Annotated in this window: 31 protein-coding genes and 3 pseudogenes; 15 read left to right on the top strand and 19 right to left on the bottom strand. The window is 48.2% G+C overall.

Annotated elements, in window-relative coordinates:
- Positions 1-23: 23 nt before the first annotated feature.
- The gene (locus tag ACYQ27_RS03905) at positions 24-1,208 is read right to left on the bottom strand and encodes an MFS transporter (RefSeq protein ID WP_460041039.1); all 1,185 of its coding nucleotides are present in this window, start codon (positions 1,206-1,208) and stop codon (positions 24-26) included.
- Between the two features lie 78 nt (positions 1,209-1,286).
- Here ACYQ27_RS03905 and ACYQ27_RS03900 point away from each other — a divergent pair, with 78 nt between their 5' ends.
- The 3 genes from ACYQ27_RS03900 (at position 1,287) to ACYQ27_RS03890 (ending at position 3,421) form a co-directional block, all read left to right on the top strand.
- Entirely contained in the window at positions 1,287-1,745 is a 459-nt protein-coding gene (locus tag ACYQ27_RS03900) for a hypothetical protein (RefSeq protein WP_460041038.1), read from the top strand.
- Between the two features lie 105 nt (positions 1,746-1,850).
- On the top strand, positions 1,851-2,708 hold the full coding sequence (locus tag ACYQ27_RS03895; RefSeq protein ID WP_460041037.1) for an ABC transporter ATP-binding protein: 858 nt from the start codon (positions 1,851-1,853) through the stop codon (positions 2,706-2,708).
- Positions 2,705-3,421, top strand: coding sequence for an ABC transporter permease (locus tag ACYQ27_RS03890; RefSeq protein WP_460041036.1), 717 nt, complete (start codon positions 2,705-2,707; stop codon positions 3,419-3,421). Before ACYQ27_RS03895 ends, ACYQ27_RS03890 begins: the two co-directional genes overlap by 4 nt.
- 162 nt (positions 3,422-3,583) lie before the next feature.
- Here the strand turns inward: ACYQ27_RS03890 and ACYQ27_RS03885 are convergent, their stop codons facing one another.
- On the bottom strand, positions 3,584-4,087 hold the full coding sequence (locus tag ACYQ27_RS03885; protein WP_460041035.1) for a hypothetical protein: 504 nt from the start codon (positions 4,085-4,087) through the stop codon (positions 3,584-3,586).
- A 5-nt stretch (positions 4,088-4,092) separates the two neighbouring features.
- Entirely contained in the window at positions 4,093-4,398 is a 306-nt protein-coding gene (locus ACYQ27_RS03880; RefSeq protein ID WP_460041034.1) for a GNAT family N-acetyltransferase, read from the bottom strand.
- A gap of 69 nt (positions 4,399-4,467) precedes the next feature.
- Here ACYQ27_RS03880 and ACYQ27_RS03875 point away from each other — a divergent pair, with 69 nt between their 5' ends.
- Entirely contained in the window at positions 4,468-4,965 is a 498-nt protein-coding gene (locus ACYQ27_RS03875; protein ID WP_460041783.1) for a hypothetical protein, read from the top strand.
- Here the strand turns inward: ACYQ27_RS03875 and ACYQ27_RS03870 are convergent.
- The gene (locus tag ACYQ27_RS03870; protein WP_460041033.1) at positions 4,937-6,097 is read right to left on the bottom strand and encodes an MFS transporter; all 1,161 of its coding nucleotides are present in this window, start codon (positions 6,095-6,097) and stop codon (positions 4,937-4,939) included. The genes ACYQ27_RS03875 and ACYQ27_RS03870 overlap by 29 nt on opposite strands.
- A 175-nt stretch (positions 6,098-6,272) precedes the next feature.
- The gene (locus tag ACYQ27_RS03865) at positions 6,273-6,830 is read right to left on the bottom strand and encodes a hypothetical protein (RefSeq protein WP_460041032.1); all 558 of its coding nucleotides are present in this window, start codon (positions 6,828-6,830) and stop codon (positions 6,273-6,275) included.
- Between the two features lie 112 nt (positions 6,831-6,942).
- Between ACYQ27_RS03865 and ACYQ27_RS03860 the strand changes: the two genes are divergently transcribed.
- From ACYQ27_RS03860 to ACYQ27_RS03850, 3 genes are read left to right on the top strand one after another with little or no spacing between them, the layout of a single operon-like run.
- Positions 6,943-7,383, top strand: a complete 441-nt coding sequence (locus tag ACYQ27_RS03860; RefSeq protein WP_460041031.1) for a BlaI/MecI/CopY family transcriptional regulator — start codon at positions 6,943-6,945, stop codon at positions 7,381-7,383.
- Positions 7,384-7,393: 10 nt separating this feature from the next.
- Positions 7,394-7,879, top strand: a complete 486-nt coding sequence (locus ACYQ27_RS03855) for a hypothetical protein (protein WP_460041030.1) — start codon at positions 7,394-7,396, stop codon at positions 7,877-7,879.
- A gap of 2 nt (positions 7,880-7,881) precedes the next feature.
- Complete coding sequence (locus ACYQ27_RS03850) at positions 7,882-8,088, top strand: hypothetical protein (protein WP_460041029.1); 207 nt, start codon at positions 7,882-7,884, stop codon at positions 8,086-8,088.
- Positions 8,089-8,118: 30 nt separating this feature from the next.
- On the opposite strand, the pseudogene ACYQ27_RS03845 reads toward ACYQ27_RS03850, so the two are convergent.
- A pseudogene (locus ACYQ27_RS03845) lies at positions 8,119-8,382 on the bottom strand (GNAT family N-acetyltransferase); the annotation flags it as partial.
- A 42-nt stretch (positions 8,383-8,424) separates the two neighbouring features.
- Between ACYQ27_RS03845 and ACYQ27_RS03840 the strand changes: the two are divergent.
- Positions 8,425-9,123, top strand: a complete 699-nt coding sequence (locus ACYQ27_RS03840; RefSeq protein WP_460041028.1) for a CPBP family intramembrane glutamic endopeptidase — start codon at positions 8,425-8,427, stop codon at positions 9,121-9,123.
- A 27-nt stretch (positions 9,124-9,150) separates the two neighbouring features.
- Here the strand turns inward: ACYQ27_RS03840 and ACYQ27_RS03835 are convergent, their stop codons facing one another.
- From ACYQ27_RS03835 to ACYQ27_RS03825, 3 genes are read right to left on the bottom strand one after another with little or no spacing between them, the layout of a single operon-like run.
- A complete protein-coding gene (locus ACYQ27_RS03835) occupies positions 9,151-9,417 on the bottom strand; it encodes a hypothetical protein (protein WP_460041027.1) in 267 nt (88 codons plus the stop codon).
- A 32-nt stretch (positions 9,418-9,449) separates the two neighbouring features.
- Positions 9,450-10,019 (bottom strand): hypothetical protein, encoded by a 570-nt coding sequence (locus tag ACYQ27_RS03830; RefSeq protein WP_460041026.1) that lies wholly within the window; start codon positions 10,017-10,019, stop codon positions 9,450-9,452.
- Positions 10,016-10,741 carry a class I SAM-dependent methyltransferase gene (locus ACYQ27_RS03825; protein ID WP_460041025.1) on the bottom strand — a complete coding sequence of 242 codons (726 nt, stop codon included), beginning with the start codon at positions 10,739-10,741 and terminating at the stop codon, positions 10,016-10,018. Before ACYQ27_RS03825 ends, ACYQ27_RS03830 begins: the two co-directional genes overlap by 4 nt.
- Positions 10,742-10,789: 48 nt before the next feature.
- Between ACYQ27_RS03825 and ACYQ27_RS03820 the strand changes: the two genes are divergently transcribed.
- The 3 genes from ACYQ27_RS03820 to ACYQ27_RS03810 are packed head-to-tail and all read left to right on the top strand — an operon-like array spanning position 10,790 to position 12,236.
- On the top strand, positions 10,790-11,035 hold the full coding sequence (locus ACYQ27_RS03820; protein ID WP_460041024.1) for a hypothetical protein: 246 nt from the start codon (positions 10,790-10,792) through the stop codon (positions 11,033-11,035).
- Positions 11,036-11,056: 21 nt separating this feature from the next.
- Positions 11,057-11,614 carry a GNAT family N-acetyltransferase gene (locus ACYQ27_RS03815; protein ID WP_460041023.1) on the top strand — a complete coding sequence of 186 codons (558 nt, stop codon included), beginning with the start codon at positions 11,057-11,059 and terminating at the stop codon, positions 11,612-11,614.
- 4 nt (positions 11,615-11,618) lie between these two features.
- Complete coding sequence (locus ACYQ27_RS03810; RefSeq protein ID WP_460041022.1) at positions 11,619-12,236, top strand: class I SAM-dependent methyltransferase; 618 nt, start codon at positions 11,619-11,621, stop codon at positions 12,234-12,236.
- 16 nt (positions 12,237-12,252) lie between these two features.
- On the opposite strand, the gene ACYQ27_RS03805 is transcribed toward ACYQ27_RS03810, so the two are convergent.
- The 5 genes from ACYQ27_RS03805 to ACYQ27_RS03785 form a co-directional block, all read right to left on the bottom strand.
- Positions 12,253-12,945, bottom strand: a complete 693-nt coding sequence (locus ACYQ27_RS03805) for an aspartate/glutamate racemase family protein (protein WP_460041021.1) — start codon at positions 12,943-12,945, stop codon at positions 12,253-12,255.
- A complete protein-coding gene (locus ACYQ27_RS03800; protein ID WP_460041020.1) occupies positions 12,945-13,493 on the bottom strand; it encodes a helix-turn-helix domain-containing protein in 549 nt (182 codons plus the stop codon). Before ACYQ27_RS03800 ends, ACYQ27_RS03805 begins: the two co-directional genes overlap by 1 nt.
- Positions 13,494-13,566: 73 nt before the next feature.
- Positions 13,567-13,788 carry a hypothetical protein gene (locus tag ACYQ27_RS03795; RefSeq protein ID WP_460041019.1) on the bottom strand — a complete coding sequence of 74 codons (222 nt, stop codon included), beginning with the start codon at positions 13,786-13,788 and terminating at the stop codon, positions 13,567-13,569.
- Between the two features lie 63 nt (positions 13,789-13,851).
- On the bottom strand, positions 13,852-14,469 hold the full coding sequence (locus ACYQ27_RS03790; protein WP_460041018.1) for an MFS transporter: 618 nt from the start codon (positions 14,467-14,469) through the stop codon (positions 13,852-13,854).
- Positions 14,470-14,476: 7 nt separating this feature from the next.
- The gene (locus ACYQ27_RS03785) at positions 14,477-14,692 is read right to left on the bottom strand and encodes a hypothetical protein (RefSeq protein ID WP_460041017.1); all 216 of its coding nucleotides are present in this window, start codon (positions 14,690-14,692) and stop codon (positions 14,477-14,479) included.
- Positions 14,693-14,779: 87 nt separating this feature from the next.
- Here ACYQ27_RS03785 and ACYQ27_RS03780 point away from each other — a divergent pair, with 87 nt between their 5' ends.
- Together ACYQ27_RS03780 and ACYQ27_RS03775 are read left to right on the top strand one after the other, a co-directional pair.
- Positions 14,780-15,478 carry a carotenoid biosynthesis protein gene (locus tag ACYQ27_RS03780; RefSeq protein WP_460041016.1) on the top strand — a complete coding sequence of 233 codons (699 nt, stop codon included), beginning with the start codon at positions 14,780-14,782 and terminating at the stop codon, positions 15,476-15,478.
- Positions 15,475-16,138: pseudogene (locus ACYQ27_RS03775) on the top strand (carbon-nitrogen hydrolase family protein). The gene ACYQ27_RS03780 and the pseudogene ACYQ27_RS03775 overlap by 4 nt, the downstream one beginning before the upstream one ends.
- Before the next feature lie 21 nt (positions 16,139-16,159).
- On the opposite strand, the gene ACYQ27_RS03770 reads toward ACYQ27_RS03775, so the two are convergent.
- From ACYQ27_RS03770 to ACYQ27_RS03760, 3 genes are all read right to left on the bottom strand, one after another.
- Positions 16,160-16,399: a DUF4405 domain-containing protein gene (locus ACYQ27_RS03770; RefSeq protein ID WP_456454234.1), complete on the bottom strand. Its 240-nt coding sequence runs from the start codon at positions 16,397-16,399 to the stop codon at positions 16,160-16,162.
- A 4-nt stretch (positions 16,400-16,403) separates the two neighbouring features.
- Positions 16,404-17,198 carry a hypothetical protein gene (locus ACYQ27_RS03765; RefSeq protein WP_460041015.1) on the bottom strand — a complete coding sequence of 265 codons (795 nt, stop codon included), beginning with the start codon at positions 17,196-17,198 and terminating at the stop codon, positions 16,404-16,406.
- A gap of 81 nt (positions 17,199-17,279) precedes the next feature.
- The gene (locus ACYQ27_RS03760) at positions 17,280-18,020 is read right to left on the bottom strand and encodes a DUF2202 domain-containing protein (RefSeq protein WP_456394218.1); all 741 of its coding nucleotides are present in this window, start codon (positions 18,018-18,020) and stop codon (positions 17,280-17,282) included.
- A gap of 178 nt (positions 18,021-18,198) precedes the next feature.
- Here ACYQ27_RS03760 and ACYQ27_RS03755 point away from each other — a divergent pair, with 178 nt between their 5' ends.
- Entirely contained in the window at positions 18,199-18,645 is a 447-nt protein-coding gene (locus ACYQ27_RS03755; RefSeq protein WP_456454230.1) for a protein-tyrosine phosphatase family protein, read from the top strand.
- Here ACYQ27_RS03755 and ACYQ27_RS03750 read toward each other — a convergent pair.
- Positions 18,632-19,195, bottom strand: a complete 564-nt coding sequence (locus ACYQ27_RS03750) for a nitroreductase family protein (protein ID WP_460041014.1) — start codon at positions 19,193-19,195, stop codon at positions 18,632-18,634. The two genes, ACYQ27_RS03755 and ACYQ27_RS03750, sit on opposite strands and share 14 nt — an antisense overlap.
- A 41-nt stretch (positions 19,196-19,236) precedes the next feature.
- Complete coding sequence (locus ACYQ27_RS03745; protein WP_456394212.1) at positions 19,237-19,983, bottom strand: MBL fold metallo-hydrolase; 747 nt, start codon at positions 19,981-19,983, stop codon at positions 19,237-19,239.
- Positions 19,984-20,102: 119 nt separating this feature from the next.
- On the opposite strand from ACYQ27_RS03745, the pseudogene ACYQ27_RS03740 reads away from it, so the two are divergent.
- A pseudogene (locus tag ACYQ27_RS03740) lies at positions 20,103-20,555 on the top strand (Mut7-C RNAse domain-containing protein); the annotation flags it as partial.
- Positions 20,556-20,591: the final 36 nt, after the last annotated feature.

Genomic DNA, 20,591 nt, shown 5'->3' with positions numbered 1-20,591 from the left:
ATGCACCCTTAAAGAAGAACAAACTAAATTTTAAATTCTTTGCGGTTCTTTTTGGTGTTATGTATCAAGGCGGAAAAGCTTATTGCACTGAAAACACCAAATCCAAACACTCCAGCAGCCAGCATTGAAACATCAGCGCCATGCTCAATCAGCAATGCAAAAGTCAGCTGTGATAAGGGAATTATAAGTGTAGCCAATGCATCAAAAATTCCCCTGTAAGTGCCGAGCTTTTTAAGCGGGATTATCCTCTGAAACAGGCTGTCAAATGAGACGTTTAGAATCCCCCCTCCAAAGTTCAAAAGCAAGATTCCAGAGAAAAGTGAAACTAACGAAGGTAATCCCAAAAGCAGAACCGCAAAGCTTTCAAAGAGCATTCCAACGATAAGGGGTTTTAAGATCCCAATTTTACGCTTGTGGGCAAAGAGGGTTATCCCAACCACTCCGGCCAAGCTCCCCAAGGTCCCAGTAGATCTCAGCAAACCGTAAATGATCTCCTTCCTAGTTAGACTTCTAAGAGCGTTGAAGACAAAAATCCTCGCTGGAGCTATTGCAAAGTTGAATAGCAGAATTAGCACAATTCCTGCAAAAACGACTTTGGGAGAGATTGTATGCTGGGTTGATTTGTTTTCATTCTCAGCTATCTCCCTCCGCCTCACTACAACGTTGATGTATGGAGCAAGAAGCAGGCCTCCGATTAAGAGAAAAACCGCATCCAAAAGCATGAGCCTAATCCCAAAGAGGTAAGCGAGATAACCCACAATGGGGAACGCAAGAAGAGAAGTTACCTCTCCAACGGTTTGTACTTTTGCGTTGAGCTTCTGAAGCTCAGACTCTTCAAGAGTCATGGAGGCTATAAGCGTAAAGCCGAAGTATCTGTGGAGAATATCAAGAGCCGATATAAGCGAAATTAAAACGTAAAAAGCCCAGATATTTGAAGCGAACTTTATTATTGTCAGAGCAAAGAAAGACTGAATAAACAATGCGAGAAAAGCAAGCCTAACTTTTTTCTCAGTCTTATCAAGAAAGCGACCCACCAACGGAGGGAATATAACCCAGGGAAGCATGGAAGCCAATGAGTAGCCAGCAACACTTAAGAGGGAGCTTGTTTGGTTAAGGAGATGCCAAGGTAAGGCAATACTTTCAATTGCATCTCCAGTGACTCTGAGCACAGTTGTGAGAAGTAAAAGGGTGTAGAGTTTAGATTTCATCGAAGCCACCAATGAGTTCTCTTTTACTTTTGGAATTACCTCAGATAAAAGTTATAAACTTTCTGGAGAACTTTAAACATGTCATTCACACCTTTCCACTTTGGGCCAGCGTTATTATTTGCGGCACTTTTTGGATATTTGGATTTTCTGACTTTCATGATTGCTAATGTAATCGTGGACTTTGAGCCATTCTTGGTTTTGATCCTTGGCTTAGACCTGCGCTATGGCTATCCACTTCACGGCTTCTTTCACACTTTTATTGGAGGCTCTCTGGTTGCCTTAGCTTTGGCGGAGGTTATAGCAAAATTCTACAAACATCTGAGAAAAGAGATAAGTGTCAAAAAGCTTAGAATTACAGCCTTGAGTGGGGTCTGGCTTCACATAGTTCTTGATTCATTTCTCTACACAGACATAAAGCCCTTCTTCCCTCTGAGCTGGAATCCATTTTATGGTGTATTTTCTGCTTTCGAAGTTTATGGATTTTGCGTATTTGCATTTGGTCTGACAATAGGTATCCACACCATTCAAAAATCTTAAATAGTGAAAAATCCCAAAAACTGATACAATGGCAAGTCTGGCTCTTCAGCTACCGGATTCATGTTTAATACTTCTTTGAACTATCGGTCAGTGGGGGGTATCATATTGATAGTTCTTGAGAACTTGTTTCATCGTTATGGATCAACCGTTGCCCTTGATGGGGTTAATCTTGAGGTTTCAGAGAAGGATAACATATTCTGCCTGATGGGCCCTAACGGAGCGGGAAAGACAACCTTAATTAAGATACTTACCACACAGCTAAAGCCAACGCGCGGAAAGGCTTATGTTTTAGGTTTTGACGTCATTACAGAGGCAAATGAAATTAGGAACAAAATAGCAATTCTACCACAGGAGGCAAGACCCTTAAATGAAGCCACGCCATGGGAGATGGTGTATTGGTACTTGGTTTCAAGGGGAGAGAGCTTTTCTGAGGCGAAACAGAGAACAGAAAGAGCTCTGAAGGAACTGAACCTATGGGGGTATAGAAACATACCGTGCCTTAAACTCTCTGGCGGACTAAAGAGGAGGGTTCTCCTGGCGCTAAGCATTGCAACTAATGCAGAGCTTATTTTTCTGGACGAGCCAACCTTGGGACTGGATCCAGTTTCAAAGCGCGAAACTTGGAAGCTGCTTTTAGAACTCAAAAGAGAAACGTTCTTTTTTGTAACTACAAACATTGGCTTAGAAGCAGAGAGCTTAGCTAAAACCGTGGCGATAATTAACAAAGGAAAAATAATAGCCAACGGAGATCCAATGAGGCTGAAAGCAAGAACGTACAGATATAAGCTTATTTTCACGGACGATGTGGAAGTTGATGGGGTTATAAAATTCGGAGATAGGAAAATCCTGTATTTCAATGAATTTGAAGAAATCAGCAGGGTTTTGCAGAAGCTGAAGTCATATTCAATTCAGCCAACGGATTTAGAAGATGCGTTTGTAGCTCTCTTGGAGGGAGAAAAATGAGATTTAGAGCAATTATCTCGGTAGCATATTTGAATATCACGGGGCTTTTGAGAAGCCCAATTTGGATTGTCCCCCAGATTTTAACGCCAATAGCAATGGTTTTGATCCTTTTTATTTTTGGTGGGAAACATTTGGCTTTATATGCCTTAGTTGGTGCTTTAGTAGCTTTGACGGTCTCAACCAGTATAAGCTTATCTCGATTGGCAGTGTTACTTAAGTTTATAGGCTTTCAAGACATTTTTGTATCTTCCCCGGTAAGTCCCTTGGAATACATGCTCGGTTTGGCACTTTCAAGGCTTCTCGGAGCTTTACCGTCCTTGTTAATCTTTTTAGGGGTTTTAGGTTACTTGGGAGTTCTAACTGCCTTAAATTTAGTTTTGGCAATTGGAATAATAGTACTTTCATGGCTCTTATCCTCTCTGTTGGCATTTACGATAGCGACAAACGTCAAAAACGTTGTTCACGTTGATGCCCTCTCAAACTTGCTTTCAACAGCTTTAGTTTTAATTCCCCCTGTTTATTACCCGCTGAGCAGACTACCACCTATATTCCAAAAGCTGGCTTTATTAATTCCAACGACCTATATAGCCGAGCTTATGAGAATTGTTTTTGGACTGTCAAGTTCCAAAGCTTCAATTTATTTGGCTGGAGCGTTGATATATATGCTTGTTTTCTCGGTATTAACAGCAAAAAAGATAAAATGGAGAGAGTGAGTCAGACTTTTATCTTTATAACTCCCAACTCGGTTCTCGTCGTCTGCATTCATTAGAGGTGAACGTGTGCTTTTGTGAGCATTTTGAGAAGTAAACACTTTCAAGATTTTGTTGAAAAGTAGAGTTTTGATAAGTCCAGCTCTTTAAGAAGTGTTTTTCTATTCAAACATGGATCCTAAACACTAAAACGTCTGGCTCCTTAAAGTTCGTCCAGTTCTTAAAGCCAAGCTTCTTTAGGGACTCAATCAAATCTTGCTTATCTTCGGGGAGCATTATATCAATGCTATCATAGCCAATTTTGCTTGCTTCAAAACTCATCGCAGGCAAAAGGGTCTCTATGCTCTCAGCAGAAAGCCTAAAAGGTGTAAATGTGGGCTCGTTTTCATACATTGGGGCATAAGAGAACTTAAATCCACTGTATTCCCTAATCTCTGCTTTTCTGTTCAGCCATCTCAGGCTTTCCTCACATCTGTGCAGAAACTTCCAGCCGTAGGGGATGTAATCTTTATAGTCGAGCTCATCTAAAGAGTGAATTTTTGAAGGTCTTGGGTGTTCTCCATCTCCAAGCGCTCTCTTAATGTAGTAAAACCGCTCCACAATCTTAAAACCATCCTTTTTTGCCATTGTAATACTCTCTTTGTTGAGGAAGTAGGTTGAAAACTCCACTGCATCTATAACATCTTTCTCTGCAAGCGCCTTCCTTTTTGTAGCATAAAGTTGTGCAAAACTCTTCCAAAGCCGCGTTTTTGGTAGTTAGGATGAACTCTAAGCCCTTCAAGCCAGCCGACTTTGTCAGGTAAGATAGTGAGCTTTGCCGTTCCGATGACTTTGCCATCAAGCTCAAGCACGTAGAAGTTGTCCCCGAGCCACTCGTCAAAGACCCTCGCAAGGTAATCCTCCCCGCCCCATGTTAGCTGTGCAATCTCCTCGATAAAGGGTCTGTCCTCGGGTCTGGCTTTCCTGATTATTGGCTCCATATCATCACCTGTTGCTGAATTGAAAAAAAGCCTTTTAAGCCCCTTTCGTTATTACGCTTGGTGGTGTTAATGAGGTATCTCGCGCTCGCCGTCGCGTTGCTCATCATTTCCGCCTCCCTCGGATATGCATACCATGAGAAGAGGGCAGAGGTTGATGATGCCGAGAGGGGCTTAATGGCCATCTCTAACACTGCCCTCTTCTGCCTGACGGACATAGGTGCACTCGAAACCATGCTCGAAAACAACGCGAGCGAGGATGTCCTTAGGGAGAGGGTAATCAGGCACGCTTACTGCGCCGAGGTTCTGAGCGAGGCATTATTTTCGCTTTATGACATCACAGGGGAGGAGAAGTATTGGAAGCTCCACGTTGCATCTGCAAACCTTGCGGGTTATTTCAATCACGTTAGGAATAGCGAGAATCCGAAGGAACTCGTGGCCAAGAATCTGAATGTCCTGCTGAAAATTGACAGCGAGATTTCTGGGATACACCGGGAGTGGACAGCAGGCAACGTTACCGAGAACATGATTTGGGCGTTGGTCAATCTGACGGAAGGGCTCTCGTGGTGAGAGCGAAGAAGACAGTGGCAGAGACCCCAATAAGGAAAGCCCCCATGGAGAGGTTCAACGTTGCAATGCCCTCTCCTATCAGCCACGCAAAAGTCAGCTGCGACAGCGGAATAACCAGCGTCGCGAGGGCATCAGAGACGCCTCTGGCAGTTCCTAGGTTCTCAAGGGCGATGGACTTCTGCATCAAACTGTTGAAGGAAACGTTGAGGAGCTCCCCGCCGAAGCCCAGAATAAAAACCGCTGGAAAGAGTGCTACCACCGAGGGGACACCAACGATGAGGAGCGCGGTGCTCTGGAGGAGCATTCCCGCGACCAGTGGTCGTTTTAAACCGGCCCGCCTTCTCTTGGCTAAGTAAGTCAGCCCCACAACGGCTATGAGGCTTCCGGCCGTTGTGAGAGACTGGAGAAGGCCGTAGAGAACCTTGCCCTCCGCAAGTTCCCTCAGGGCTGAAAAGACGAATATCCTGAAGGAGCCGACGGCGAAGTTGAAGAGCAGGATTGCGGCGAGTATCCCAATCACAAAACCCCGGCTGATTTTAGCTCTCTCTTCCCCCGCCTCAGCTGTACCTTCGCGCTTCACCTCAACGTTCAGGTAGGGAAGGAGCGTGAGCGCGCCGATTAGAAGGAGAACCGCATCGAGGAGCATTGCCCTTATCCCGAAGCGATAAGCCAAGAACCCCGCCAGCGGGAACGCCACCAGCGAGACCCCGTTCCCCAGGGTCGCCAGTGTCGCGTTCAGCCCCTGGAGCTCGGACTCGTCGAGGGTCATCGAGGCCACCAGCGAGAAACCATAGTAGCGGTGGAGGATGTCGAGGGCTGAAATGCCCGAAACGATGAGGTAGAACGCCCAGACGTTCGAGGAGAGAGGGATTATGAGAATGGCAAGGGCTGCCTGGAGAAGGAGTGCGAGAAAAGCGAGTCTGACTTTTTTGGTCGTCCTGTCGAGGGTTTTCCCGAGGATTGGGGGAAGGACAACCCACGGCAGGTGCGTGAAGAGTGCAAAACCGCCGATGCTTACCAGCGAGCCGGTGCTCTGGAGGATGCTCCAGGGTAGGGCGACGCCCTCGATTGCGTCTCCCACTATTCTGAGGGACGATGTGAGCATGTGCAGGCGGTAGAGGGTGTGCTTCATGGTGTGGAGTTAAGGGGAGGGTTTAAAAGAATTATGAAACTGGCTTCACAGATGTTTCGAAAAGCGGGGACATGCGGAGGACATAACAAAGGATGGGGAAATAAAAAAGCGGCTGTTTGAATCTTTTTATTTATGAAGCAGGCTGCATCCTGTGGTTAACTACAGCTCCAGGTTTTTATCTCACCCCAACTTTAATAACTTCCCAGCTCTTCCAGCCCCAGTCTCCAGAGGCAACTATGTAGAGGTAATAAGTCCCCGCTTTTTGAGGCGTTATCTCAACCCGAAACTCCATAGTCTCGTTGGGCTTTAAACGCAGCTTCCCTGGGGTAATTTTAACTTTCAACCCCTCAACACTCTTCAACTCACCGCTCATGTAGCCCCATGAGTCTTTTGGATACCCTGGACCGAGGTAGGCCCTCAGAGTCACGTTCCCCGAGTAATGGCAGGTCTCGTTCCCAACGAAAAAAGCCTTCCCCTCAACGGTGCCACTGATTTCAGCACTCTCTCCAACGTGCAGGCTCACGTTCTCCTCCGCCAAACTTAGAATATGGGAGTTGAACTCGCCATAACCCGGATGAACGCAGGCCGTTTCGAGTCCGTTCCCTGAGCCTTTTGCATTTTTGGACTGTCCACCCCTTGAGTAAGCCCACCCCCCAATGACCCCGCATAAAACTATCAGCACCAGGATTAGAATCATGAACCTCCTCATTGTTGTCATCTCCGATAGTTCCATCCAATTAGTGGTGTTCATGACTTAAAGTTTTTCGATTGCTGTGTTCTGAGGTAACGCCTCCTGCTCACCCCTGACCGGAAAGACTAAAGGATTGACCACCCTATCTTTAAACATGCCTGACGATGACCTCACCAGGGAAGTCCAGGAGCTCAGAAAGGCACTTGAAGAGCTCAGGGAGAGCTTCGCAGTGGTCTCCCAGATGGCGCAGGCATACCTGCGGCTCATCAACATATACGCCCAGTACGGCGGGCTTGGCATAGAAGTTGCCGTCCCTGAGATAAAGCATGACCCCATATCGCGTGAAATCGTCCGGATTCTCTTCGACCTGAAGAGGGCGAACGTGAGCCAGATAGCGCGGGAGCTGAAGGGCAGGCGCGGAAAGGCCTCTCGGAACACGGTCAGGACAAAGCTGAGGGAGCTGGTTGAGCTCGGCATCGTCGTCGAGGTTCCCGGCGAGAGGGGGAAGAGCTACGCCCTTTCCCGTGATGTGGTCAAAAAGTGGCTCGAAATGATCGGAATGCCGATTAGGCTTGACCAGACTAACGATTATTGAGGTGGTTGATATGGTGGATGAAAAAGCTGGAGTTAAGAAGCTGGAGGAACTTTTGGATGAGATAACGGAAGGGATAAGGAACGCAAAGACGCCTGAAGAGGTTGAACTCCTCAAAAAGAAGGCCGAGATCGTGGAAGACCTCATCGAGACCTACGAGGGCGACAAAGACCTCGAAAAGATACCGGCCATCATGGATAAGGTTGGAGACATGATCGAGGACATCCTCCAGCCGCTCAAGGAGCTCCTCAACGAGCTCTACAGCCCGGAGAGGGTTCAGGCCATGGGGAGAAGTGTGGCAGAGTTCTACAAGAACCTTGCCGAGGCGGGGATGGACAGGGAAGCGGCCCTTGAGCTGACTAAGGAGTACATGGACAGCATAAACCCCGGCAAGAAGCTCATGGAGATGCTAACAAACCTCGGAAAGGGTGGTTTTGGCAACATATATATTCCCGGCCCCCCGCGGGGCCCCGGAGGGGATGAGCGAAAGGAGGAGTGAGCTTGGGGCTCTTTCACTTTTTTCTTCGACTGCCAGTGCTGGCGTTCAGGATGGCTGGCATAGTTGGAGTATCAAATCGGGCGAAGCGGCGGTTCAGGAGGGAACTTGTGGAGAGCGGCCTTCCTGATGAGATTGTTGAGGAGTTGGTTAACTACTTCAACCCGTCCACGCCGCTTAGGGAGACGCTTTTCAGGTTTTCTAGGAGATAGCCACTCTGTTTTCATCTAAAAATTTCCCTTTCAAGTTGTTTTGGCGGGTCGTTCATAGTTCTCTCTAAACCTCTCGTATATCAGCTCGTCGAGGTATTTCCCATCGCTCCAGACGTGCTCTCTGAACCGTCCGCTCAGAGAGAACCCATTCTTTTCAAGAACACGTATTGATGGCAGATTGTCCTCATGCACCTTCGCCCAGACCTTGCGGAGGTTGAGGTGAGCGAAGGCGTATTCGCAGAGTAATCCGACGATTTCGCTTCCGTAGCCCTTCCCCCTCTCCTCCGGCGAGAGGTAATATGAAAAAACTTAAAAATATTTGGCGAAAACTCACTCATGTTCAAAATGGAGAGATGGTTCAAAGGCCTCCTGCTGACCATTGGACTTAGTGCGATGGTGGTCTCAAACAAGTTCATCAACTTAGGCCCGGCCCAGAGGTTTCTCTGCATTGGGGAGATAGCCTTCCTTGTCTTTGCCGTCCTAAAGCTTTCAGGTTACAGTCAGGAAGAGCTCGGCCTCGGCGGGGAGTTCAGCTTTGCCAAACACGTTCTCTTCCCCTTCGTTTTCTTCGTGCTCCCTCTTGCAGTCGTGATCTTTCTCCCCCACAATACTATGCCACCTTGGAAGTTCATCCTCTACTTCCTGAACTTTCTCATCATAGCGGGCCTCGTTGAGGAACTTCTCTTCAGAGGTCTGCTATTTGCGTCCCTTGAGGAACGTTTCGGCGGTTGGATTGCCCTCCTCGGAAATTCAGCAATACATTGGCTCCTTCACTTCGCCGCTGGACTCAACGTATCCCAGCTCATCGCGGCATTGATACTCTCTTCATACCGGCTTACCTTCAGGAGGATAGAACCGCTAATCATCGTCCACGGATTGTGGGACGCAACGTTCATAGCATTGAAACCCGAGTTTAAGGGTTCCTCGGCCCTTCTAATACTCCTGCCCGTCTGGGGCGGGGCGTTGCTTTCCCTCATTGTCTACCTCGCTGAAAAGGGGATGGAGGAAACAAAAGGTGATGCTTCCGAGGGTTAATGCCCTGTTATACGGGCGTAAGAATGCTCAGAATGGAAAGATGACCATCTCCCTGCCCTTAACACCGAGCGCGAGGGTCTGGGAGAGAACCTCCACCCATCCGTTATTCCAGAGTTTCTTGAGGTTGGACTCTCCGTCCGAGACCTCTACGACCACTGCCTTGCCGTCGAGCTCACCTCCAACGAGGAACTTATCCCCGAAGGGCAGCAGTGAGGTGGCGCTTCCCTCGCCGAGCTCGAAATCCTCCTTGCCAACCCTGACCCAGAAGTTCTCCCCGCGGTATCCGGCCAGCACGGGCTTTTCCTGCCACCGGCATGCCGTCAGCGCTATTCCCTCCGTAAGGGTTTCCTCGTGGAGAAGCTCTCCATCGAAGTCAAAATCAAATGACTTGACCTCTCAGACTGAAGCATGGCCGTGAAGACGGCATCACTCCAGCTCCCGAAGCCCCTCAGCCAGAGGAGCTCGCCCTCAGGGGAAACCTTTCCGATGAAGAAGCCCTTATCGCCGGGCTTTCCGGTTTCGCCGGCGATGAAAACTCCACCCTCGGCTGGGAGGATCGAATAGACCGCCCCATTGTTTCTGACGTTGAGCTTCAGCTCCCAGAGAATGTTCAGGCTCTCGTCGAGCCTTGCAAGATAGGCCTTCCAGCCATTTCCTCCGTCAGGGGTAGCCCTCCCTTCGACGGCACCTCCGATTATGTAGCCATCCGCAAGCTTAGCTATGCTGTGCCCCTCCCAGTCGTTTTTGCCGGCCAGAAAGCGGGCTTCGGCGATTTCCTCGCCCTTAACCCTCGCCAGCATTATTTTGTAGTTTTTCCCGTCGTGGACGCTTCCAACGATTATGTCTTTAGCTATGGCGACTGGAACGGTTTCTTTTCCAAAGGTGTAAGTTTTCATTGTTTAACCCCCACCGTTACAACACTAAAAGTCCCCATGTAATGTGTCCCCACCTCAAACCCGGCTTTTCTAAGGATGAACTCCACAATCCACGGCGCCCATACATTAATCTTTACTCTAAAGAAATAGCCCCTCTCAGGGTTAATGAAAAGCCTCTCTACTTGGCCTTTCACCGTGTTGAGGGAAACGTGAAACTGTATGAACGGTTCTTCAACGAGCACATTTCTATAACCTTGATGAAGCAGTCTAACCCAATCCGCATACTCAAGGAACAGAACCCCACCAGGTTTGAGCACTCTAAAGGCTTCTTGCACAATTTTATCGAAGTCATAGATATTCAGATGTGGCAGTGGGTTCCCTAAAAGCGCAACCAGGTCAAAGCTCTCATCCGGAAAGTCAAGCTTCTTGGCGTCCATAACCCTGAACTCAGCTTTATATCCAAGCTCTTCTGAGATTTTCTTTGCTTTCTCTATGAGTTCTTCTTGAAGGTCAATTCCAATAACTTCAAATCCCAGCTCTTCAAGGGCAAAGGTCGAGATTCCCATGCCGCAGCCAATATCCAGAGCCCTGCCGCCCTCTATGGGGAGAAAATTCTCAAGTAGGGCTTTCTGCTTCTCCCTTCTCTTTCTCCCAACTTTCGTCCTCGGGTCGTACATCCAGAGCTTTTCTCTGTATGTTGGCTCAAAGGTTTCCCCGAGGTTTTTGAACATGATATCACCCAAAAAATTACAACACGAAAGGGTTTTAAAGATTTACCACTGAAGTATAATTTGATGGTCATGGCGGGGAAGGTCACACTGCTCCTCCGGGTTTTCCTCATTGGAGCGCTCGTGTGGTCGGCTTATTCCCTTGAATGCAGGGAGGAAAGGGCCAAACTCCTGCTCGGCATCTACACGGGCTTTGAGACCAGCCGCTGGGAGCTTGAGCATTCGGGAGAAACTTTCGGGTATCTGCCCGGTGGAAATGTCTCTCTTGAGGTATTGAAAAGGCTTGATGGGTTATTTCAGGGCATCTGAAGATTTAAAATGGTGATACCGGTGATTTTGGCGCGCGGCAGGAAGGTAATACTTAGGGATGGGACTGAGGAGGATGCAAAAGCTTACGTTCGCTGGATGAGGGAAGGGGAATGGAGGGAATACGACGCTCCGTGGGAGGAGGATTTTGTCTCCGATGATGAAAGCAGAATAAGGGAGCGCTTCTTCAGAATGTATTTAGAGGACAGGGAAACTCCGAGGAGCCGTGCAATAATCGCCACCGTAAGGGACGAACCGATAGGATGGGTCGTCCGTTATACCGAAAACGAGCACTACAGTGTCTGGTGGGTGGGGATAGACATCTGCGAGGATGAGTATCTTGGAAGGGGATATGGAAGCGAAGCGCTGAGGCTATGGATTGATTACCTCTTCTCAAACTCCGGCATTCACAAAATTGCGCTTTCAACCTACTCCTTCAACGGGCGGATGATTAAAGCCGCGAAGAAGCTCGGATTTAAGCTTGAAGGCGTTGAGCGAGAGGTTATTTACTGGAAGGGGGAGTGGGTGGATAAGCTCAGGTTCGGGATGCTCAGGAAGGAGTGGGAAAAGCTGAGAGGGTGATTCTATGGAGTTCATTAAGCTCTACCATGATGATGCCCTCAAGGCGTTTTATGAAGCCGGCGGGAGTGAAGAGGAGCTTTACTGGCTCATCAGCAGCGTGCTGGTTAGATATCCACAGCACCGGGAAGAGCTCAAAGTCAGGAAAAGAATGATGGATTTGATAGCCCGGGAAGTTAGAGGGAAAGTTCTTGACGTTGGCTGCGGTCTCGGAATTCTCACGTTTAAGATGGCCCTTACGGATCGTGTGGAGAAAGCAGTGGGAATTGATAATAACAGAGAAGTAATTGAGTTCTGCAATCGCTTGAGAGACAGAATCACGGAGAAGGCTGAGTTTTTATATGGCGATTTCTTAGAGGTTAAGCTCGGAAAAGAATTTAACTTCATTGTTTTCCTCTACACGCTCCACGATTATGAGCCGGGGCCCTTTTTAGAGAAAGCCCTTGAGGTATTGAGTCGAGATGGTGGAATCATAATCGGCGATTTTGATATCAAGGGGCTCAGGGAGAAGGTCAGGACATTTGCACAGAAAAATGGACTGAAAATCGTTAAAGACCTCACCATTGGAAAAGCGAAGACGCATGGGGATGTTCATGAGGGATTTTTAATTTCTCTAAGAAGATAAAAAGATAAAATTGCACTTACTCTTCAATTGCCTTTCTTAAAGCAGCTCTGGCAAGAATTCTCGTAGAATCGAGGGTTGGTAAAGGCGATGTTTCGTCACTTATGATAAGCGGCAGCTCAGTGCATCCCAAAACTACAGCATCACAACCTTTCTCTTTCAACTTTTCTATCACCTTTTGAAGATAGAGGCGAGACTTTTCAAGGAATCTCCCATAAACAAGTTCATTGAAGATTATTTCATTTATCTTTTCCCGATCCTCTTCATCTGGTATGGTGTATTTAATCCCAAACGCTTCAAGTTTTGAGGGATAAACCTGAGATTCCATCAAAAACTTTGTCCCCAGTATTCCGAGATGCTTGAATCCCTGCTTCTTCGCTTCTTTAGCAACTTCTTCCGCTATATGAAGCCATGGAATTGGTGATTTATCCATGAACAGATCAAAAGCTTGATGGATCGTGTTATCTGGACATATGATGAAATCCGCTCCTATCTTTGCAAGCTTCTCTGCTGAAGAGAGCATAAGTTCAGCGACGTTATTCCATTCTCCTGCTTCGATATATCGCATGTATTCGGCGAAAGAATATCCATGCATGCTAATTTCAGGATGGGCATATTTTTCACCTAGGTACTTTTCTCCCTCTATACAAATAGTGCGATAACAGAGGGCCGCTCCTTCCGCACTACATGCAACGATTCCTACATGCTTCATCAAGATTCACCTCCCGTATAATCCACTACAACCACAAGCAGAGCAGGTTCCTCTAGGGCAACATAAACGTGGGGTTGATCTCCTCTAAACGTGATCTTTTCTACAGCGCTTACAAGTTTAGGAGCATCTAAAGATCCAACGAGCACACTTCCCTTTACGACTAAGACATGCTCCTTTACGCCCTGCGGATGTGGCTCTGCTTTCCTAATACTTTTGGCATTCAACCGCATGAGGTAAACTTCAATCCCCTTCGATTGTTCGATAAGTCGAACAGAAACCCCCTCTTCTTCCACTTCCATATCTTTTTCAGAGCCTATAAGGGCACCAAAAGGCACACCTAAGGCATCGGCAATTGCCCAAAGCGTTGAAATAGTCGGATTAGTTTTGCCTGCTTCCAACGAAGATAACGTAGACTTTGAAATTCCAGCCTTTTCTGCCAGTTCTCTAAGAGATAAGCCTTTTTCCTCCCTTAAGCGCCTTATGTTTCTGGCCAATGCAATCATTCGAGCCTCATTTGAGTTTAGAATATCAGACATTTCGTTCGTCATACTAAACACCTTGTTCATTATATTGAACCAAGAGTTTATAACATTTTCGCCTTACATGTTATAATGGTATTCTTCAGTATCGCTTAAGCCTAAACAGCATCGTTGAGGCAACGCTATTCATAACAGCCTTAAAAACAAATGGCGCCTTAACTCCAAAGCCAAGCAAAAACCCTCCGAAAGAGGGTGCGGGAATTGAAACCAGTGTAGTCATGGCATTAATTGTTCCAAACGCTGACGCTTTTATGTCACTGAAGTACCTTTCAATTAGCAGGGGCAAAGCGGCAAAGCCAATCATTCCAAATGTTTTCCATAGTAAATAAGCCAAAGCAAGAATCCAGCCTTTTCCAAGCGAGAATGCCTAAAGGGACATAGCAACAACCAGATAACTCAAACCCAAAGCATTGACCGGCTCAAATCTGTCCACAAAGATATCAGCAAAAGTTCCTCCAAGAGCTATTATCAGCGTTTGGGCTGAGATTAAGACTCCATAATCCAGGACAGAATATCCAAGCTCCCTTAGGTAAAGTGGCACAATCCATTGCACTGCCTCAGTGGAAAATGCATCAAGGGAGTATAAGAAGAGTAAATCCGTAAAAGATTTTGACCTTAAAAGGTTAAAGTCAAATGAATTTTGAGCTCTTTCTCTCTTGGTGTCCTTCAAAAATACCAGCAGAAGGAGAGAGATTAACAACCCAAAAAAGCCCAGGAAGACAGCAACATCGTATTTCCCCATCTCATAGAGCTTAGCACCTACTGGAGCCGTCAGCGCTGGAGGAATCGAAGGCAGCACTCTTTGAACAAGCATATACGTTAGACCCTTTCTACTTTGAGCTTGCTCCACTATAAAGAGAGACTTTGCTGGGGTTCCAATTCCAGAGCCAAGGCTCATAATGGGATAGACCAGAGAGGCAAAAAGAGCGTTGTGAAGTAGAAATAGTAATGGTGGAAAAGCATAGATGGTGTATCCTATGAGCAAAGTTCGTTTATACCCCGAGTAAGTCAGCTATTTTACCTCCAATAATGTTTCCAAAAGCTCTCATCAAAAGTGCAAGGGTGAAAATTAAGCCTATTTGAGTTTTGCTAATTCCCAAATCGAGGAGAAAATATTGGATGTACATAATCCAGAGAGCATTGGATGATACGGCAATGATATTTGAAGCCGCTATTAGCTTTAAATTGATGTTCATATATTCTGCCACCTTGAAAAGTTTAAAAGAATTATTCTATAAATCAATATCTGCTCTCCTAGGAGTCTTTATATATCTGCAGGAACATAAACTCAAGTTATGAAAGGCTATGAAAAGGACGTGAAAATATTTATATTCCTCATCCTGCTCGCCAACGTATTCAAGCGCTCCCCTATTTACAACCTTTTCTATCTGCTCGCAATGGTCGTCGTCTCCCGGCGGCTCTGGAGGGACTTCCCGAGGTTTCTCGCAATCTCGATCGCTGTGGGGTTCCTTGCTGAGGTAATCGGCACCCGCATGTGCACGCCCTTTGGCTGCTACCACTACGAGAACCTTAGGCCCCAGCTCTTCGGCGTGGCCCTCTTCGTCCCCCTCGCATGGGCAATTTTTGGCTTCGTCTCCTACATCACGGCGCGCTACTTCTTTAAACGCAGAAGCTCCAGAATGGCCTTTGCATCGCTCCTGATGGTCGTCCTTGATCTCTCAATCGACCCCATCATGACATCGTGGAGGGCGTGGGTGTGGGATACAACCACCGGAATAAACTGGTTTGGAATTCCCTGGACGAACTATCTCGGCTGGTTTATTGTTTCCCTTACGTTTTTCTACCTCTATGAGCGTATTTCAAGGGGTGAGGTTGAAGAAGAGCTCTTAAAGCTCGGTCCCCCGGTTTATCTTCTGGAGATGCTCACGTTCATGATTTACGCCCCGGCAGGTGTAAAAACCCCCACGGCAATTGCGTTTTTGGTCTCGGCTGCTGTGGTTCTCTCAATGTATCTGAGGAGGTGGATGAGGTGAAGGTGGCACTAATCCCTATGAAGGTTGGGGTGGGCAACTTTGAAACAAACTGGAAGGAGTTTGAACGGAGGTTTAATGAGGCACTGGCGCACGGCCCTGACATCCTGGTTTTCCCTGAATACTGCCTTACGGGCTTTGATGAGTGGGACTTCAGCGGGGCGGAGCTTTACGATGAAATTGTGGGCAGGGTGAGCGCGCTTGCAAGGGAAAACTCGGTCTATGTAATCTTCGGCCTCCTTGAGCCTTATAAGCGCTGTGTCTACAACTCAGCCCTTCTCATAGGCCGGAACGGCGAGGTTCTGCTGAAGCACCGCAAGTTCCAGGAGCCCATGAAGTTCTGCACCGGCAACACCGTGAGAGCAGCAAAGACGGAGTTCGGAAAGGTGGCGATAATCATCTGCGGCGACCTCTACAACAAGCGCATACTGAAGTGGGTGAAGCGGAAAAAACCGGACTTCATCTTCGTGCCGATGGAGTACTCGCCGGACTACGGCGAGCCGAGGCGAGAAGGACGTTGAGGCGATGGGAAAGAGGGCTAAACTTTTCTCGACCAAAACTTTCATTGTGAACAGCTCACCGCCAGGCGGCGCGTGGGTCTTCGATGAGGATGGAGAGCTCTTAACCTATGTGACAGGTGATGAGCTGCTTGTCTGGGGATAATAGAAAGAAAAGGAGCCTCATTTAAGCCAATCTGCGGAAGTATCTCTCCATTGCAGGCCAGTTGAGGGCAAGATGCACCACAGAGAGTCCGAAGAATGCAAAGCCCACATATATGTGCAGTGTGTCCATCAGAGATACGGGCAACGAGACTCCAAGTTTTGCAGCGAGAGGGCCTATGAGGAGGAAGACACCGCTTATACCTGTTATCAGCCAGAGGATAAAAAGCACTATCGATACCCACATTCTCAGCGTTGCGCCCATTCTTTCACCCCTTGACAAAAGTTTTGCCATTGACTGATATTTCGTAAGCTTTCCATTCTCCATTCTCGTATGTGGCCTTTACTTCGACTTTTTCTCCGACTTTGAGAATGGCAAGCATCTCTTTCCACGTGTATTCTCTGCCCCCTTCATCCGTCCATCTCCCTCTGATAAACACTTTTGTTGAGTTTACCAGAATATAGCGCCCTGCGATGTTTACTTCCTCGATGTTTCCCGATATCACTTTCTCACTGGTGTTCAGCTCAGGAATCTGGGTTGAAGTGCTGGTAAGATTTTCCTCCGATGGTGCTCCCACATAGAAGCTAACCGTTACCCTCTCCTCGCTACCATAGGGACATCCGCTTCCGTATTTGAACACAATATCAAGCGTTCCGTTCCCAAGAACTTTAACGGTGTACTGCTTAAAAGCCGTATACTGGTCGAGGAGTCTGGTTTCGCTTTCATTAACAACCTCAACGTTGGTGGGATTCTCTGCTATTATTTTCCAATCTGGATACGGACACGGCTGGGCATGTTTGAATTTGACAGTGACGTTGATTGTAACCTCCGTCCCTGCCTTCGGTACATACGCTTTGGCTGGAATGACACAGAGAAGATCAGAACCTTCATGAGAACTAGCCGAGCCGAGGTAGTAGACACCATTTGAAACTGCGGTTTCGTTCTGAGATTGGAGGGATAAGGAGCCTTCGGACCCAATGTTTTCCTCCGCAATTCTGACTGCAAAGGGCAATGCTGTTATTATGGCACATATAACAAAAGCCACTATTATTCTGCGTTCCATACCCCCATCACCAGCTTCATCCATGGAGTTTTGTTATTTTTTCTCAGGATTTCCGAAACTCAACAAAAAGATAAAAAGAGCTCAGGGCTTGCCCCCTTTACCCCCGCCGGTCTCCATCGGGCTGTTGATTATCTGCTCATATTCATCCTTGGGGAGAATCTGCGGTTCATAGGTAATTCCCTTCTTCTCAAGCTGGCTTACGAATGCTCTCAGGTGGTTCCTTGAACCCATCATGAGGTTCTCATAGACCGTTATGATATCCACCTTGTCCGTCATTGAAATCCACTTCTGTAAATCCTCTATATCCGTCTCCTCGATGAGGGCACCAACTTTAAGGGCATCGACTTCGCTCTTCATTCCCATCTCTATGAGCTGGTTGTAGAGCTTCTGGAGCTCTTCGTTCTGGAACTCTCCGATTCCCTCGCTGGCCGTTGGATCGGTCAGGTTGTACTTCGATAGAAGCATTCTCACAGACTCAACGTGGGTGGTCTCACTCTTGGCTATGTTGCTGAATATCTGAAGACCCCATTTTTCGTAGAGCTTTGTGTAGACGTCGTGTGCCAGCTTCTCCTCCTCGACCATGTAGAGCAGGCCCTCCTTTTCCTCCTCTGTTAACTGACCCGCCGGAATTGAGTCTATGTATGCCTTAAGTTCACTCGTTCCTACGTTGCCATTCTCGTTGACGTTCACAGGTATCTCGTCTTGGTTTCCTGTGCTTGAAGTCGTCTGTGTGCCTGTCGTTGTCCCGGTGCTTATGCACCCGGCTCCAAGGACGCCGAGAAACAGCGCCCCTATAAGGAGCAGACCCAACAATCTCTTCATACCTCCCACCTCCATATGCAATTTATATGTTACATATGTCTGTTTCTTTATAAACCTTTCGGCTAACATTATCAGTATATTCTGGTTCTTTCTTCGATTTAAGAGTTTCCTGAATAAAAATACAAATTTTAAGAGAATATTTAAAAGTTCATACTCCCAGCAGATTAAAGGTGGTTCCATGAAAGTTTTTCCGCTTGACGAGGAAGTCGCCTTCTCGCGGATGCCGGCGAGGAGCGAAATGGACGAAGTTGCCGAAACCTTCGACGCCATTGTTGTGCTCGTCGAGGAGTTCGAGCTCCCCTACAGCCTGAACGAATGGCGGAAGAGGGGCGTTGAGGTTTTCCACAGCCCGATTCCGGACTTCTCGGCTCCGAGCTTGAACCAGCTCCTTGAAATCCTCCGCTGGGTTGAAGCGAAGGCTGGGGAGGGCAAAAGGGTTCTGATCCACTGCATGGGCGGCTTGGGAAGGAGCGGAACTGTCGCTGTCGCGTGGGTGATGTACTCAAAGGAACTTCCCCTGCGGGAAGCATTAAGGCGGGTTCGCTCCCTGAGGCCGGGTGCGGTTGAGGTGGAGGAGCAGATGGAGGTTCTGAAAGAACTGGAAATGCTCCTCAGAAGCCGTTGAAGCTCACCACCTCTTCGAGCTTTCTCCTCTCGTACTTCGGCTTTGGGTCTGCAGGATAGCCGACTGGAAGTATTGTCTGGAGCTTGTAGCCTGGGGGAGCGTGGAGGAGTTCTTCGATTAGCTTGGGGTTCGGGGGCGTGTAGGTTACCGTCCCGAGGCCGAGCTCCTCCAGAGCCAGCAGAAGGTAGCCGACGGCTATCCACGTCGACTGAAGCCAGTAGGGGGCCTTTGTGTGTCCGAAGACGAGGATCAGATAGGGCGCCTCACTGAGGAAGGGCTTCTCCGGCTTGAATCCCTTCGCGTTCAGCCACGCCATCAGGTCACCCTTGGTTCTGGAGTAGAACTTTTCCTCCTCCCTTTCGCAGAGCTCCCTTATCTTCTCCTTCAGCCAGCCGTCGTCGATGATTACGAACTTCCAGGGCTGGGCGTTCATCCCGGAGGGGGCTTCCTTGGCTGCTTTGATGGCCTTCATTAAATCTTCCTTCGGAGGCCCCTCCAGCAGGAATTTTCTTACGGTCTTCCTTCTCTTTGCCAGCTCAAGAACGCGCATGGCATCACCGGTTCCTTTTGGGCGGAAACGGATAAAAACGTTTAGACGTAGAACACCATGCCGTCGTATGCTACAAGGACTTTGTTTCCCCACCTCTTCCTCACGTAGTCGGTTAGCTCCAAAAACGGCAGGTTTTTGTGAGAGATATGGCTCAGAACTGTTCTTTCCGCCAGCTGAAGGCCGGTTTCCGCCCCTTCATCAACGCTGTTGTGGTAGGGATCATCAAAGCCGGGGGGATACGTGGCGTCAACGATGGCCAGCCTGAGGTTTTTCCGCTCCAGCAGTTCCCGGGTTTCCTGCGGCAGGCCTTTTGTATCATAGAGGAGAGCTATGCTCCTGCCGTCCTCCTCTATTAGATAGCCAAGCGTTTCTATCTCATGATTCAAAGCCAGAGCAGTTATTTTAAGAGAATCAACCTTTAAGACCTGCCCCGCCTCTATTGTGGTCGGCCTCAGGTTTTTGGGATCCCTGAGAATCAGCGCATCTGCATGTCCCTGCGGTGCGTAGAGCGGTGTCTTGAGAGCCATCCACCTGAGCTTGTAGAGGCCGTAGATGTGGTCGTGGTGCCAGTGGGTCAGGAAAATGGCCTCCAGCGGGACGTTGAGGACATCCCTTATATCCGTTCCGACGTCAAATAGAACAGCCCTCCGGTTTTCGGTGATTATTGCCAGGGTTGATGGCAGCCTCTGGGCGAAACCGAGCTTTCTTGCCTCGCTGCACGTTGGGCAGGTGCAGAGATGTGCAGGAATCCCCTCGCTTCCTCCGGTGCCTATGAAGTAGACGAGCATCGAAACCACCCGCTATTTTATGACCATAAAATGGAAGCGGGGCTTATAAGGATTACCTCCCCGGCATCCTACCACCGAAACCACTTTAACGGCTTTCCGTTAATACCTTTTCGATGGAAATGAGGATCATAGCCGACATGATGCTCGGCCGGCTTGCGAGGTGGCTCCGTCTCTACGGATATGACACGCTCTACGGGATAGAGGAGGATGACGAAATCCTCCGGATAGCCGGGGATGAGAGCAGAATCCTTCTGAGCCGGGATGAGGAGCTCGTTAAGAGGGCCAGAAAGCTTGGAATACGGGCGGTTCTGATAGACTCAAACTCACTTGAGGGACAGATTGAGGAGCTCAGGAGGGAGGGCTTTGAGTTCGCCGAGCTGTTTCCGGCAAATGCACGCTGTCCAAAGTGCAACGGAGCGATACGACCGGCAGAGAAGGTGGAGGTCAGGGGCAGAGTCCCTGAAAGCGTTTATCAAAAATACAGCGAGTTCTACGTGTGCACGAAATGCGGCCAGATTTACTGGCCCGGAAGGCAGTGGAGGGAGATTCTGAGGATAGACAGAAAAATCAGGCAGGGGATACAGGGGAAATGCCCAAAACAGAAAGGA

It is taken from the genome of Thermococcus atlanticus (genome assembly GCF_054657855.1).
This window is presented reverse-complemented; position numbering and strand designations above follow the sequence as displayed.